At 62.2% G+C, this 14,015-nt stretch carries 12 protein-coding genes; 10 read left to right on the top strand and 2 right to left on the bottom strand.

Going from position 1 to position 14,015, the window contains the following annotated elements; genetic code table 11:
* On the top strand, positions 1 to 187 hold a 187-nt coding region (locus tag VGG89_12500; protein ID HEY1977365.1), incomplete at its 5' end, for a helix-turn-helix domain-containing protein.
* 130 nt (positions 188 to 317) lie between these two features.
* Here VGG89_12500 and VGG89_12495 read toward each other — a convergent pair.
* On the bottom strand, positions 318 to 650 hold the full coding sequence (locus VGG89_12495; GenBank protein ID HEY1977364.1) for a hypothetical protein: 333 nt from the start codon (positions 648 to 650) through the stop codon (positions 318 to 320).
* 445 nt (positions 651 to 1,095) lie between these two features.
* Between VGG89_12495 and VGG89_12490 the strand changes: the two genes are divergently transcribed.
* Positions 1,096 to 2,697, top strand: coding sequence for an alpha/beta hydrolase (locus tag VGG89_12490; GenBank protein HEY1977363.1), 1,602 nt, complete (start codon positions 1,096 to 1,098; stop codon positions 2,695 to 2,697).
* An 8-nt stretch (positions 2,698 to 2,705) separates the two neighbouring features.
* Positions 2,706 to 4,235: an alpha/beta hydrolase gene (locus VGG89_12485; GenBank protein HEY1977362.1), complete on the top strand. Its 1,530-nt coding sequence runs from the start codon at positions 2,706 to 2,708 to the stop codon at positions 4,233 to 4,235.
* Positions 4,236 to 4,297: 62 nt separating this feature from the next.
* Here VGG89_12485 and VGG89_12480 read toward each other — a convergent pair whose 3' ends face one another.
* Positions 4,298 to 6,547, bottom strand: coding sequence for a hypothetical protein (locus VGG89_12480; GenBank protein HEY1977361.1), 2,250 nt, complete (start codon positions 6,545 to 6,547; stop codon positions 4,298 to 4,300).
* Between the two features lie 331 nt (positions 6,548 to 6,878).
* On the opposite strand from VGG89_12480, the gene VGG89_12475 reads away from it, so the two are divergent.
* The 7 genes from VGG89_12475 (at position 6,879) to fliG (ending at position 13,900) form a co-directional block, all read left to right on the top strand.
* On the top strand, positions 6,879 to 7,604 hold the full coding sequence (locus VGG89_12475) for a HAMP domain-containing sensor histidine kinase (GenBank protein ID HEY1977360.1): 726 nt from the start codon (positions 6,879 to 6,881) through the stop codon (positions 7,602 to 7,604).
* Positions 7,605 to 7,676: 72 nt separating this feature from the next.
* Entirely contained in the window at positions 7,677 to 8,006 is a 330-nt protein-coding gene (locus tag VGG89_12470) for a hypothetical protein (protein ID HEY1977359.1), read from the top strand.
* Positions 8,003 to 8,515 (top strand): phosphoribosyltransferase family protein, encoded by a 513-nt coding sequence (locus tag VGG89_12465; protein HEY1977358.1) that lies wholly within the window; start codon positions 8,003 to 8,005, stop codon positions 8,513 to 8,515. The genes VGG89_12470 and VGG89_12465 overlap by 4 nt, the downstream gene beginning before the upstream one ends.
* A 17-nt stretch (positions 8,516 to 8,532) precedes the next feature.
* Positions 8,533 to 9,825, top strand: a complete 1,293-nt coding sequence (locus VGG89_12460) for a glycoside hydrolase family 125 protein (GenBank protein ID HEY1977357.1) — start codon at positions 8,533 to 8,535, stop codon at positions 9,823 to 9,825.
* A complete protein-coding gene (locus tag VGG89_12455) occupies positions 9,818 to 11,002 on the top strand; it encodes an adenylosuccinate synthetase (GenBank protein ID HEY1977356.1) in 1,185 nt (394 codons plus the stop codon). The genes VGG89_12460 and VGG89_12455 overlap by 8 nt, the downstream gene beginning before the upstream one ends.
* 153 nt (positions 11,003 to 11,155) lie before the next feature.
* Positions 11,156 to 12,823, top strand: a complete 1,668-nt coding sequence (gene fliF, locus VGG89_12450) for a flagellar basal-body MS-ring/collar protein FliF (GenBank protein ID HEY1977355.1) — start codon at positions 11,156 to 11,158, stop codon at positions 12,821 to 12,823.
* Positions 12,824 to 13,900: a flagellar motor switch protein FliG gene (gene fliG / locus VGG89_12445; GenBank protein ID HEY1977354.1), complete on the top strand. Its 1,077-nt coding sequence runs from the start codon at positions 12,824 to 12,826 to the stop codon at positions 13,898 to 13,900.
* Positions 13,901 to 14,015: the final 115 nt, after the last annotated feature.

Below are 14,015 nucleotides of genomic sequence, written 5' to 3'. Positions count from 1 at the left end.
CAATCCCGGCGTCGCGTTCTCGCGCGAACGGCTGCTGCAGAAAGTTTGGGGGTTCGATTTCGCCGGCGACGAGCGTACCGTCGACGTGCATATCTATCGCCTGCGTGACGTGCTCGAAAAGCAATGTGGCTTGCGCGACGTTATTTGCACCGTTCACGGCCATGGCTACAAATTCGCCCGACCCTAACCGCGCTGAACATCGCCGTCGCGACGGTACACGGATCGGGGATGTAGGGCCCTTCCGAGCAGTTGCGCGAATCGCCTCCTCGCCTTCGTGGTGCAGGAACCGTATCGAAAGCCCTTGCGCGGGTGCGGAGTTACCTGCCGGACAGCTTGAACGGGCCGGACGTGCAGATTTCGGCGATTTGATCGTTGTGCAACCGGTGGAATGCTTTATTGCAGTAGTTGAAGGGATTGCCGGGCTCCGTCGCATCGTAGCGTGCCTGCGCACCTTCGTTCAGTTGCGGTCGCTGCTGTAAGCTTTTGTACTTGAAGTTGACGCGATACGCAAGGTCTTTGCCGAAAAGGACGATGTCGCCGCGCCCATTAGCATAGCCCCCGTAGACCGGCTCGGTGCGATGCGAAGAGTCTGGGCCATTGGAAGCCGGCCGTATGGTAAGGGCGCCAACGGGAGAAAGGGTATTTATCATAACTTACAGCCTTGTAAACAGCGAAAACCCAACAAAGGTTGCGCTTCCATGCCCGGGTGTGCGACGGTTCGGGGAAAGCCGTTGCGGTTTGAGATTCCGGCTTTCGCCTTGAAGGGCGTTCGGGCGGCGCTGGATGTTCGACAAGGCGTTTAGCGGCTTTGAATAGTGGGCAACCGCGCTGCCGGCGACCGCCTGATAGGAGGTCGCATTGCCGCCGGCTTTATCCGCCGCGACATTGAAAAACCAAATCCAGCGTTAAAAAAGGCTGCCGTGGATTTAGGCCGGACATTGATGCCTTCGTAGGGGACGGAGCGCAGAGCGGAGCGGCGAATGATGCGACTACGGAGCCAAGTCCTGAGTTTGTCGATGCGTGGCTTGGCATTACTTTGGAGTTCATTCGTTCCTGAATAATGATGATGCAGACAAGCGTGAAACGGTAGTGCGAGTGGGTGCGGAATTGACCGAAGATGAAGCAATCCGTCAAGAAAAGCTCCTGGATATTCTGGAGAAGCGCGGGGGTCGAGCCGGTAATATAAGTAACCGCTTCTCACACGCCGTCGTTTTGGCTGCGTTTGCGATTGTGGCGTGCTCCGGACAATCCTCGGTTCCCCGCACGTCTGGCGCAAGTGCGACGCCTCGGTTCGAAGCGGCAGCATGTCCGACGACTCCCGAGCCTATTCCCGAGCTGCAGAATGCGCGCTGCGGATTCTTGGTCGTGCCGGAAAATCGTTCCGTTCGCAACGGCCGGGTCATCCGCATAGCAGTCGCGATCGTTCGCGCGCGCTCGAAGCACGCCAAACCGGATTCGATTCTATTCTTGGCCGGCGGCCCCGGCGAAGCAGCGATTCTCGACATTCCTTTCTTAGTGCATGCCGGCATTAACAGTAATCGCGACACGATCGTGATCGATCAGCGTGGAACGCTGTACGATGACCCCGATTTGAACTGCCCCGAGCTCGACCGATTCTACGCGCACCAAATCAGCCTCGTGTACGACGCGCCGTCGACGGGGCGCGCGCAAGCGAACGCGACGGCGGCGTGCCATCGGCGCCTGGTCAATCAAGGTGTCGATCTTAGCCAGTACAACACGACGGAAAACGAACAGGATGTCGTCGACCTTCGAAAAGTCCTCGGCATCCGTGAATGGAACGTTTACGGATACTCGTACGGAACAGATTTGGCGCTATCCTTACTGCGCGATCATCCGGCCGGCATCAGAAACGCCGTTATCGATTCGGTCGTTCCGCCAAATATCGTCAGCCTTCCCTGGACGTGGAGTAGCCTTCACGAGGGAATTACCGCGGTCTTTAATCAGTGCTACGCGCAACCCGCCTGCGCCGGTAAATATCCCCAGCTGATGCCGACGTTCATTAAGATCGTACAGCAATTGGAGGCGCATCCGATCGTCGCTCGAGTCGTTCCGGCGCACGGCGGACCTGCGGTAAAAGTGATTCTGGACGGCGGCACGATCGTCAACATGCTTGTGGCCAACAAGCCGAAAGCGACGGACCTGCCGGCGGCGCTCTACCGGCTGGCTAACGGCGATCCAAAAACGTTCTTGGAGATACGCGCGGCCGGCGCCGGAGTCGCAGAAGTTCCGGAGCAAGCGCTTGGGATGACGAACAGTTTTATCTGCCGCGAATGGGAGCCATACGGATCGCCGGCCGATATTCTGCAAGCCGGACGGCGCGAGTTTCCAACGTTGCCGGATTCGGTCCTCATCAATGCGCCGCAACTCCCATTCCTCCACAGGCTATGCCAAGTTTGGAGCGTTCCGGAGGGACCCGCCTCGCAGCGAGTTCGCGTACGCAGCACGATTCCGACCTTGGTGGTATCGGGCGCGATTGACGCAAAAACTGGGGCGAAGTGGGGTCGATACGCGGCAGACACGTTGCCGAACTCTACCTACGTGGTCATCCAGGGCGTCGGCCATTGGGTAATCGCACAATCTCCCTGCGCTCAGCGCATTTTCCAATCGTTTCTGTCGCACCCGCGCTCGGTCGACACCGCATGCGCCGCCCATGAGGCAGGAGTCAACGCTCGATGAGATTTCTCATGCCGCTTATCGCTTTGGCCTGCGTGCTCGTAGGATGCAACGGCAGTTCGGGGGCTACTCCGGCGCCGACGGCAAGCGCGTCGTCGTTTGTCTCCGCCCCGTGCCCGAAGACGCCGCAGCCGATTCCCGAGCTGAGCACTGCGCGCTGCGGGCTGCTCGTTGTTCCCGAAGACCGCCGTCATCCAAGCGGCCGTACGATTACGCTGTCGGTCGCCATTGTGAAGGCAGCGTCGGCAAAACCGAAGAGCGACCCGATCGTCTGGCTTGCCGGCGGTCCCGGCGACGATGCACTGACCGAGATTCCGATGGCAATGGCCGGCAAGCTCAATAAAAATCGCGACGTGATCTTTATGTCGCAGCGCGGCACCTACACCGCTCAACCTAAACTCACGTGCGACGTCGTGGATCGCTTGGCCGAAGAGACGCTGAACATGCCGTTCGACGCTGCAGCGACCGGAAAAGCCTACGCGGTTGCAACGCGCAAGTGCCGCGGGGAGCTCTCCGCGGAAACGTCCGATCTCGGCGCCTACAACACGTTGGAAAGTTCCGACGATATGGAAGCGCTGCGAATTGCTCTGCACGTTGCGAAATGGAATGTTTACGGGATCTCATACGGAACCGATCTCGCGCTAAATTACATGCGCATGCATCCCGGCGGCATCCGCGCGGTTGGGATCGACGGCATCTTTCCTCCGTCGCTTGCCGGTGGCGTAGCTTCGTGGCCTAGCGCTGCCGAAGGGCTCGACGCAATCTTCAAAGCTTGCGGCGAACAGACGGCGTGCCACCAACGCTACGGCGATATCGCCCGTACGTTCCAGCAGCTCGTTAACCAGTACGAAGCCTCACCCAAGACATTCAGCGTCACGGTGCCCGGGCATACCGGCAAGGTGGACGTGATGGTCAGTGGCGGGATGCTGCTGCAGTGGGCGGTGTCACCCGGATCGCATATTGCGGGCGAGGTGCCCGCCGCGATCGACGCGCTCGCTAACGGCGATGCAACGTTTATTGCGTCGACGTGGGCGCAGCTCAAACTCAATCCTGCCGCCATCGGGGTGCTGAGTTACGGCCTCTTCAACGGCGTTTCGTGCGGCGAATGGGTGCCATACGAAACCGAAGCAGACGTCGTGAACTCCGGCCGCGATGCGTTCCCCATGTTCTCGCTTTCCATCTGGCACAACGCTCCCAATTTGCAGTTCATGCGTGAGAACTGCGCCGTTTGGAAGGTACCCGCCGTTGCTTCCACAGTACGCGACGTAACGCACAGCAAAATTCCGACGCTCGTCGTGTCTGCGCAGTACGACGCTCAAACTGCGGCATCGTTCGGTGCCTATGTTGCGCGAACGCTGCCGAACTCGACCGTCATGACCATACCCAACATTGCCCACGTCGCATACGGCAGTCCCTCCGCCGAGGCGAATGCGTGTGCTTTCTCAATCGCGCAGTCTTTCTTCGACAACTTGACCCGGGCGGACACGAGCTGCATCAAGAAGATCCCGCCGACCAAATTTAAGATCAGCTCCGCCCCGTAATCTGTTCGCAGCCAACGCCGGCTACAAGTTCATCAGACGTTAGGTCGCAACGCCAGTCGTTCTTAGCGGGACCGCATAGGGCGCTGAAATCGACGGCGTTCGCGCTGCGCGCTGCGTATACGGGCCGCGGGCATCGAGCTGGAGAGTGCGCTTGAAACCGGCCCGGCCGTGGTCGAGGCGTTTACCGTGCCCTGGAAGTTGAAAACGGGTGTCGCATCGTCGCCGCCCGCCGTTGCGGGACTCGTCGCCGTGCCTCCGGTCGCCGCCGCGCCTTGCGCGCCGCTGTTGCTGGTGAACAGTACGCCTGCGTTCATGAAGATTGCCGGTCCGGCCGCCGCTCCGCCGCCGCCGTAGTTTTCCTCAAAGACCGCGCTTCCGTTTCCGCCGCTAATCGTCGCGAGACTTCCGCCGGTTCCCCCAGTGCCGCCTTTGCTGCCGCCGCCACCGCCGCCGGCTCCGCCGGCTCCGCCGGTCTGACCGCCTCCGCCGCCGGCAAACAAACCGCCGGCGCCCCCGCTGCTGGACATCGCGCCGCCGCCGCCACCGCCGCCAAAGCCGCCTGCGCCGCCCGTGGCGGAGCCGATGTTCGCCGCTGCGCCCGAACTCCCAGGGCTTGAGTTGTTGGTGCTATATGAGCTACCTCCGGCGCCGCCGGTGCTCGATGTGTACATATCGGGAGAATAAATGAAGCCCCCGCCTCCGCCACCGCCGCCGGCACCCCCGTCTCCGCCGTTCGCATTCGGAATGCTTGGGTCCGGCGCGTTCGAGCCGATCGCAAAGAAGCCGCCGCCGCCGGCACCACCGCTTTCGTATCCGCCACTGCCGGTACCGCCGCCGAAGTTCAGACCGCCGCCGCCGCCACCGCCCGTTGTGTTGCTCGACGATTCCGTCGCGGCGCCGCCGGCGCCGCCGGTAACGGCATCGTTGAGGAAGTAATCGTTGACGACGTTGACGTGAGCGCCGCTTTGATTGACGAAGATGCCGGCGCCTAGGCCCGCACCGCCGCCGCCGCTGGATCCATTTCCATTGGCGGCCACCGTACCGCCGGCGCCGCCGGTTGCCGACGCGTGCTGAATCTGCAGATTCGCAAACGTGACGCTGCCCGTGTCGACGAAGAACGCGCGATACGTCGAATTGCCGTCGATGATAACGTTACCGAACGTGCTGCCGTCGAGAATCATGTTGGCCGAAATGAGCGGGAGCGGGCCGCTCAGCGTGATCGTGCACGGCGTGCCGCAGTTAAACGTGATGAGCGTACCGGGATTCCCGTTTGCCTGATTCATCGCATAACGCAGGTCGCCGCTGGTTCCCGCACCTTGCCCGGCGCTCCCCGCATTTGAATCCGACGAGAGCGTGACCTCACTAGTTTGACTGTAGATCCCGAACGGCCGCGCCGGCGTCGTTCCGCCGGGCGTCGTTACGGAGACGCTACGTAGACTCGTCGAGGCGGCGTCCCCAATGACGAAGCTTGCTGTGATGGTCGTTGCGTTGACGACTTGGACGCTTTGGAGCGTGATGCCCGTGCCACTCACGTTGATGGTAGTGCCTAGCGGAGTAAAGTTCGTACCGGTCAGCGTCTGCGATACGGTCGTTCCCGTCTGGCCATAGGCCGTGCTGACGCTGGTCAGCGTCGGTGCGGCCGGCGCAGCCGGCGTGAAGGTTGCATTTCCCGAAGTGGCACCCGAGGAGGTCGCGCCGATCGTCGCCGATGCGAGAGCCGCGCCCGTGTAGCTCAGCGTGATCCCATCGCTCGAGCTGAGCATCTTTCCGCTCGGAGGATGGTCGGATCCCGATGTTGCGATTGTCGTCGCGCCGCTGGTATCGCTATCGGAGACCGTGATGGGACTCTTATAGGTTCCGACGATCGTATAGCCGCCGGCGTCTTTTGCCGTGACGCTAAAGGATTGCGGCGTCAACGGCGTCCCTTGCGTGCCTGCCGGCAAACCGGCGACGTGCAGCGAGCTCACTACGCCCTGGAGCGTGAAATCAAAGTGGTTCGCCATGCCCGTGGCAACGGTAAGGGAGACGTTGGACGCGGAGGAAAGCGGCTTTGCCGAAACCGGAAATGCCCCACTTACCGGCGCCACATTGTACGTCGTGACGTTGCCCGTGTAGGCGCCCGCCGGCAACGACACGCTGACCGTGCAGTGAATCGTGCTGTCGACGAGGCTACATCCGGGAGAGGTCGGCGTCAATCCGACCGCCACGTTCACGTTGGACGTCCCGCTTAACGCGAGCCCCATACCCTTGGTGGCCGGCGAAACGTAATGCGCCCGGCGCCGCCGGCGGGGGATGCGAACGTGAATCGTCACTCGCTCGCGCGCACGATGTTGTGACGTGCCTGAAGAGGGCGTTCTCGAAGTCGCCGTTGATGGAGCTGAAGGAGGCAGCGACATCGGCGCGCCGGTGCAACTTGCGAGTGCGAGTGCGCACGCGAGAGAAATGACCGAGCGCCGGCGCTTGAAAACGTGCACCATTGAACGAGTCCTCCTCGGAACCTGAAGCTCCGCGACCTCCCTTGGGTTATCGACGCAAGAGTGGAGACCCTTGCTTGGCAGTCAAATGGTGGGTCGTCGCCGGCTGCCAATCCGTGGGCACTGCTCGGAACATGCCGCCGGCACCTGGGGTTCTCGGCGCTCCGTAATGCGCGAGCGCCGAACCAACGACGACGATCGGCGCGCGCAACGCCGCGCGATGCTTGCGACCCTTGGGCACGAACTGCGCACGCCGCTAACGTCGATTCGCGGCTACATCGAAACCCTGCTCGACGGCGGCGAACTCGATGCGCTAACGACGAGGCGTTTTCTTGAGACGGCGAGGCGTGAGACGCTGCGGCTGGGACGGCTCGTCGAAGGAATGCTGAAGTTTTCGATGCTGGATCTTTCTGCGAGCGGTAAAGAGACTTGCTGCGACCTCGCCGAGCAAGTCCGGACGACGGTCGACGCGGTATTGCCGCTCGCCCGGCAACGCGACGTCACGATACGCGCGCGGTTGCTGCCGAACGCGCATGCGCGCATCGACGGCGACGAGTGCGTGCACGCACTGCTCAACGTCGTGGAAAACGCGATCAAGCACGGTCGCGAGGGCGGCAACGTCACGATTGAATGCGTGCGCGACGGTCCGTTCCTGTGCGCGATCGTCGACGACGACGGGCCCGGAGTCGCTGCAGACGAGCGGGACGCGATCTTCGGGCTCGGCTTTCGGGGCGGTGGAATGCGCCGTTGCGGAACCGGTATCGGTCTCGCGGTCGTCAAGGCGATCGTCACGCGCGCCGGCGGTGACGTCGCAGTCGACACGTCGCTGCTTGGCGGCGCACGCTTTGTCTTGCGCTTCAAGGCAGCACACATACGCGAGGCTCCGTTTCTTTGAACGCTTACGGCGCAAGGTCTATCCTGCGTTTTCCGAAGGCGTTTGGGCCGGGCGCGTCGTAGATATCGGTCCGTGGCAATGTCACGGGCGCCTTTCGCGCATGCGAGTGAAGCCGAGCTCGCGCGGCTCCTCGACTTCTATCACGTTCCTTGGCAGTACGAACCGCGGACGTTTCCGATTTCTTGGAACGATCGGGGCGAAGCCGTTGAGTTCTTCACGCCGGACTTTTATCTGCCGGAGTACGATCTCTACATCGAGCTCACGGTAGCTAAGCCGGTGCGAAATACCCGAAAGAACCGCAAGGTGCGACTGCTGCGCTCGAGCCATCCCCAGGTCAACGTGAAGCTGTTCACGCGCCGCGACGTCGAGCGGCTTTTCTCCCGTTCGGCGCGAGCGTCATGATCGGGGAGCCGCTCTTCGACGCCGGCGCTATTGCCGGCCGCGTCCGAGAGATCGGCGCGGCCATTTCCCACGATTACGCCGGTAGCGTCCCCGTCTTAGTCGGCCTCCTCGGCGCTGCGGCCCCCTTCTTAGCGGACCTGTCGCGGGCGTTGACGATTCCGTGCGAGATCGACGTTATCTCGGTCAACCGCTATGGGGACGGCGAGGGAATCGCCTTCCTTAAGGACTGCGCGATCTCGATCGAAGGGCGGCACGTCGTGATCGTGGACGACACCGTCGATACGGGCTTGACCTTACAGTACGTCGTAAAGAGCCTGCTTGGCCGCCGTCCAGTCTCTCTGGCGGTCTGTACGCTGCTAGATAGGCCCCACCGGAGAATTGCCGATATTGAAATCAAGTATCGAGGCTTCGAACTGCCTGACGTTTACGTTGTGGGTTACGGCCTCGACTATCTAGGAAGGTATCGGGAGTTACCGGCGCTTTATGCCCACGGGACTTGGCCTGCGTGAGTAAGATGATAAGACGGGTGGCATTACTCTTTGCCACGTTGATGGTATTGGCGACCGTACCGTCGCCGGCGCTGGAGCTGCGCTCGATCGAACAAGCGGCTGCGGACTATCGCAGTCCCGATCAGCATTTGCAAGAGATGTTTCGCGCGGCGCTGCTCGACACGAGCAAACTCGCCGAGTACGCACCGGATGGAACGGCGTACGTAAAGACGGGCGACATCCCGGCCGAATGGCTGCGCGATGCGAGCGCGCAAGTACGGCCGTATCTGTTTTTTGCCAAGGACGATCCCGACGTTAGGGCCCTGCTGCGCGCGATCATTGCGCGCGAGGCTAAGTACCTGCAGATCGATCCCTATGCGAACGCCTATACGCTCGACTATCGGGTGTGGGAGCAGAAGTTCGAGCTCGATTCGCTCGCGTATCCGGTTACGCTCGCGTGGAGTTACTGGAAGACGACCGGCGATTCGTCGATCTTTACCGGCGACTTCTCCAAGTCGCTCGACAGCGTGCTGGCGACGATGCAGCGCGAACAAGATCATCCGCGCGGCTCGAGCTACACGCATAAAGAGCTGCCCAACGACGGCAAGGGAAATCCGGTCGGGTATACGGGCATGATCTGGACGGGCTTCCGTCCGTCCGACGATGCCTGCAAGTATAACTTCCTGATCCCCTCAGAAATGTTCGCCGTGGTCGCACTGGGCGACATGGCCGAGATCGAGCGCGACGTCTATCACAACGTCATCAAAGCGCGCGAAGCCAAGGCGCTGCGCGACGAAGTGCAGCAGGGCATCCAGACCTACGGCTTGGTGCTGGTGCCGAAATACGGCTACATTTACGCCTATGAAGTCGACGGTTTAGGCCACGCGATTCTCACCGACGACGCGAACATTCCCAGTCTGCTGGCGGCGCCGTACTTTGGCTACACGACGCCCAGCGACAAGTACTACGACAACACACGCCGCTTCTTGCTCAGTCAAGATAATCCGTCGTTCTATCAGGGGGCGAAAGCGCGCGGTATCGGCAGCTATCATACGCCCGAGAGGTGGATCTGGCCGCTCGCGATGATCGTCGAGGGCATGACCGCGACCACGCAGCCGGAGAAGCAAGACGTGCTGTCGCAGCTGCTCGCAAGCGATCCCGGCGATCACCTGCTGCACGAATCGTTCAATCCCGACGATCCGCGACAGTTTACGCGCCAAGATTTCGGCTGGCCGAACGCACTTTTCTCGGAGTTCGTCATGACGCAGTTCCAGGGCATCAACGAGATCCCGATGGGCAACACGAGCGACCTGGAATTTCGTTCTGAATAAACTATCCTTAACGTCGTCTTCAAAAGCGGACGTTATCGTAGGCATACAGTGGGGAGACGAAGGCAAGGGCCGGATCGTCGACTTGTATGCCAAAGATTACGACGTGGTGGCGCGCTTTGGCGGCGGCGATAATGCGGGCCACTCGATCGTTGTCGGCGACACCGAGCTCGCCTTGCGGATCGTTCCGTCGGGCGTGCTCAACGAGCGCGTCGAACTCTTCATCGGCGGCGGCACGGTCGTGAGCCCGACCGGACTCTTAGAAGAACTCGATCGGCTCGCGGTGCGCGGCATCGACGTCTCGCGCCGCGTGCGTCTCTCCGACCGCGCCCACGTCGTTTTGCCCGAACACGCGCAGCGCGACCGCGACGCCGAGAAGGCTCGCGGCGACAAGGCCATCGGAACCACCGGCCGCGGCATCGGCCCCGCCTACGTCGACAAGGTCGGTCGCAACGGCCTAACCTACGGCGCGTTCGTCGCGCAAGGCGGACCGCTCGCGGAGCGTATCGCACCCTACATCGTGGACGGCGTCGCGTACATTCACGAGCGCCTCGAAAGGGGCAAACGCGTCCTGATCGAGGGCGCGCAAGGGTCGCTGCTCGACGTCGGTTACGGCACCTACCCCTACGTGACGAGCTCGCACACGATTGCGGGCGGCGCGTGCATCGGACTGGGTATCGGTCCGACCGCCGTCGGCAGCGTCATCGGGGTGGTCAAAGCCTACTGCACGCGAGTCGGCGGCGGACCGTTTCCGTCGGAGCTACTCGACGAGCGCGGCGAACGGCTGCGCAAACAGGGCGGTGAGTTTGGTGTGGTCACCGGGCGTCCACGCCGATGCGGCTGGTTCGACGCGGTCGCCGCGCGCTACGCCGTGCGGCTCAACGGTTTGACCAGCGCCGCGATCACGAAGCTCGACGTGCTCAGCGGCTTCGACCGCATCGGCATCGTCACGGGGTATCGCCTCGCCGGAGAGTCCGCCGATTTCGGCGCCGCGGGCGATGCCGGCCTAGAGCTGCAGATCGAAGAAATGGACGGCTGGAGCGAGCCGATCGGCGCCTGCCGGCGCGTTGCCGACCTTCCCGAAGCGGCTCGTCGATACGTCGGCCGATTGGAGGAGCTGCTCGGGGTTCCGGTGACGATGGTATCGGTTGGCCGAGAACGGGACCAACTCGCACAATGATTACGAAATCTTACTCAAACGCTGTGTATAAGCGACCGATACCCGGGTTAGTATCCCACCGCACGGCAGACTGTACGGCGGGATAGTAGCGTTGGAAATGGACGTCCGGCGCCGCGGGCCAAGGCCGGCCTCGAGACAGAGTAGAGAGAACGCGTGGAACGTTTTGTTGCCACTTTAGGCGATATTCGCGGCCGGTTGGCCGCACTCTGGGAAGCCCAAAACCGGCAGACTCGGGTTCTCGCCGCCACCGGCGGCATTATCGTGGTCCTCGCCGCCGTCATGCTCGCCTACCTTTATGTGGGGCGTCAGCCCGCATATGCGACGCTGTTCTCCAATCTCTCGAGTGAAGACGCCGCCGCCGTCACCAATCGGCTCAAGGAAGACAAAATTCCCTACAAGCTTTCCGCCGACGGCAAGACGGTGTACGTTCCCGATCAGAACTTGAGCGACGAACGCGTCGCAATCGCCGGATCCGGGCTGCTCAAAGGCGGGGGAACCGGTTACGAGCTGTTCGACCGCACGAACTTCGGCATGACGGAGTTCCAAGAGAAGCTCGACAAGACGCGCGCGATCGAAGGCGAGCTGCAGCGCACGATCGACGGCCTCGATCCGGTCGAAACGTCGCGCGTGCACATCGCGACGCCCGACCAATCGCTCTACTCGTCGTCGCAGGAACCGACGACGGCCTCGATCGCGATCAAGACCAAGCCCGGACAAGATCTCTCCGAACAAGAGGTCAAGGGCATCACGATGCTCGTTACCAACGCGGTCGAAGGCCTCAAGCCCGAGAACGTGACGATCGTCGACCAAGACGGCCGCATTTTGCTGCCCGGCGTCGGTCCGACGGGAAGCGGCGACACGTCGCAGCCCGACGCGCTGCGCATGACGCAAGAACAGTTGCTGGCAAAGCAGCGCTACGAGACGGCCTTGCAGCAGAGCATTCAATCGATGCTCGACGACACGCTCGGTCCCAAACGCGCCGTCGCGCGCGTCTCGACCAAGATGGACTTCGACGCCACGTCGACCGAGAGCAAGGTGTACGCACCGCAGGGCACCGTGCTTTCGCAACAGCTCGAGCGCGAATCCAACGTCGGAACGGCGCAGCGCCAGCAGCCGGCGGTGGGCGTTCCGGGCACCACCAGCAACATCGGGACCTATCAGGCGACGCAGCCCACCCAGAACAACCGGTACAACCACTCGAAGTCGACGACGAACTACGACATTTCAGTGCAGAACGTCAAGCACATCGACGCGCCCGGGAAGGTATCGCAGACTAGCGTTGCCGTGCTGGTGAACTCGTCGCCGGTGACGACGGCGCCCAACGGTACGCCGCTCGCCGTCGCAGCCGCGCCGTATCAGTTGACGCCGGCGAACGTCCAGCAAATTCGCAACGTCGTCATCGCCGCCGCGGGTTTGGATCTCGCGCAGGGCGACCAAGTTTCCGTCGAAGCGGTTCCGTTCAATCCGGCGCTCGCGCCGACCGCACCGTCCTCGGTCACGACGACGGTCTTCGGCATCCCGGTTTGGGTACTGGCCGTGCTCGGCGGCGTCGCGGTGCTCGGCGTGTTGGGCCTCTTGGCGACGCGCGCTCGCCGCCGGTTCGCGCCTGCCACGGAACTTCCGGCATTCGATACGTCGCTTGCCGAAGAGTTACCGCCCTTCGAAGAGCACCCGATGCTCGAAGGCGCGCCCGGCGTCTCCGCACCGATTCGTTCCGCCGCGGATCTTACTCGCGAGCAGATGATCGAGTACGTGACGACGGTCGCGCAAGAGAACCCAGACAGCATCGCCAAGCTCGTGAAGCTCTGGCTGGCCGAATAGATGGAGTCGCCGATCGTCAATCTCTCCAGCGTCGGCACGACCGAGCCGCCGATGATGTCCTTCCCGGAAGTTCCGGCGATCGAGATCTCCGGCCCCGAGAAGGCCGCGATCCTGATCATCACGCTCGGCCTGGAACTCTCGGCGACGATCTTCAAGTTCTTGCGCCAAGACGAGGTCGAGCGCATCGTCCTCGAGATCGCCAAAGTTACGACGGTCCCGATCGAAAAGCGCGACGCCGTCATTCAAGAGGCGTATCAGCGCGCGATCGCGCTCAAGTACATCAACGAAGGCGGCATCGAGTACGCCAAGGAGATTCTGGAGCGCAGCTTCGGCGCGGGCCAAGCCGACGACATGACGAGCCGGCTCTTCGCCGCACTCAAGCACGGCAATCCGCTCGAACTCATCAAGAAGACCGAGCCCGCACAACTGCTGCAGTTCATTCAAGACGAGCACCCGCAAACGATCGCGCTCATCTTGGTCTACATGCAGCCCGAACAGGCCGGCGCGGTGCTCTCGGCGCTGCCGCCCGAGCTGCAGGCCGAAGTCGCGATGCGCATCGCCATCCTGCAAAAGACGGCCCCGGAGGTTTTGGAACAACTCGATGAACTGCTCGGACGCCGCCTGCTCGTGAGCGGATCGGATTTTGCCAAGGCCGGCGGCGTGCAGTCGCTCGCCAACGTGATGAACTTCGTCGACCGCGAGACCGAAAAGAACATCCTCGACGGACTGGCCAAACGCGATCCCGAGCTGGCGCAAGAAGTCAAGAACCTGCTCTTCGTCTTCGAGGATATCGCCAATCTCGACGATCGCTCGATCCAGCGCATCCTCAAGGAAGTCGACGGCAAGGATCTGGCGCTCGCGCTCAAGGTCTCCAACGACGACTTGCTGGCGCGTATCTACAAGAATATGTCATCGCGTGCCTCGGCGATGCTCAAGGAAGACATCGAGCTGCTCGGCCCGACGCGCATGCGCGAAGTCGGAAAAGCACAGCAGCAGATCGTCGACGTCATTCGTACGTTAGAAGAAAACGGTCAGATCGTCATCGCACGCGGTGCCAAAGACGAACGGCTCGTTTGATGGCTGTGTCCGTATCTTTCCCGTTTTCTTCGGTGGGGGCCCCGGCGGCTTCGCCGCTGGGGGGCGCGCAGGTGCGCAGCACCGGAGCGCCTGTTAAAGCAACGGGGTCCCCGAT

It is taken from the genome of Candidatus Baltobacteraceae bacterium, assembly GCA_036488875.1.
GTDB lineage: Bacteria > Vulcanimicrobiota > Vulcanimicrobiia > Vulcanimicrobiales > Vulcanimicrobiaceae > JAFAHZ01.
The sequence above is the reverse complement of the archived record's forward strand: the minus strand, read 5'-3'. Positions and strand labels throughout refer to the sequence as shown.

What these genes read in the sequence shown, in the direction of transcription:
- VGG89_12495 (HEY1977364.1), bottom strand. Translation starts at nt 650, where the DNA reads ATGATAAATACCCTTTCTCCCGTTGGCGCCCTTACCATACGGCCGGCT.
- VGG89_12485 (HEY1977362.1), top strand. Translation starts at nt 2,706, where the DNA reads ATGCCGCTTATCGCTTTGGCCTGCGTGCTCGTAGGATGCAACGGCAGT.
- VGG89_12475 (HEY1977360.1), top strand. Translation starts at nt 6,879, where the DNA reads ATGCGCGAGCGCCGAACCAACGACGACGATCGGCGCGCGCAACGCCGC.
- fliG (HEY1977354.1), top strand. Translation starts at nt 12,824, where the DNA reads ATGGAGTCGCCGATCGTCAATCTCTCCAGCGTCGGCACGACCGAGCCG.
- VGG89_12465 (HEY1977358.1), top strand. Translation starts at nt 8,003, where the DNA reads ATGATCGGGGAGCCGCTCTTCGACGCCGGCGCTATTGCCGGCCGCGTC.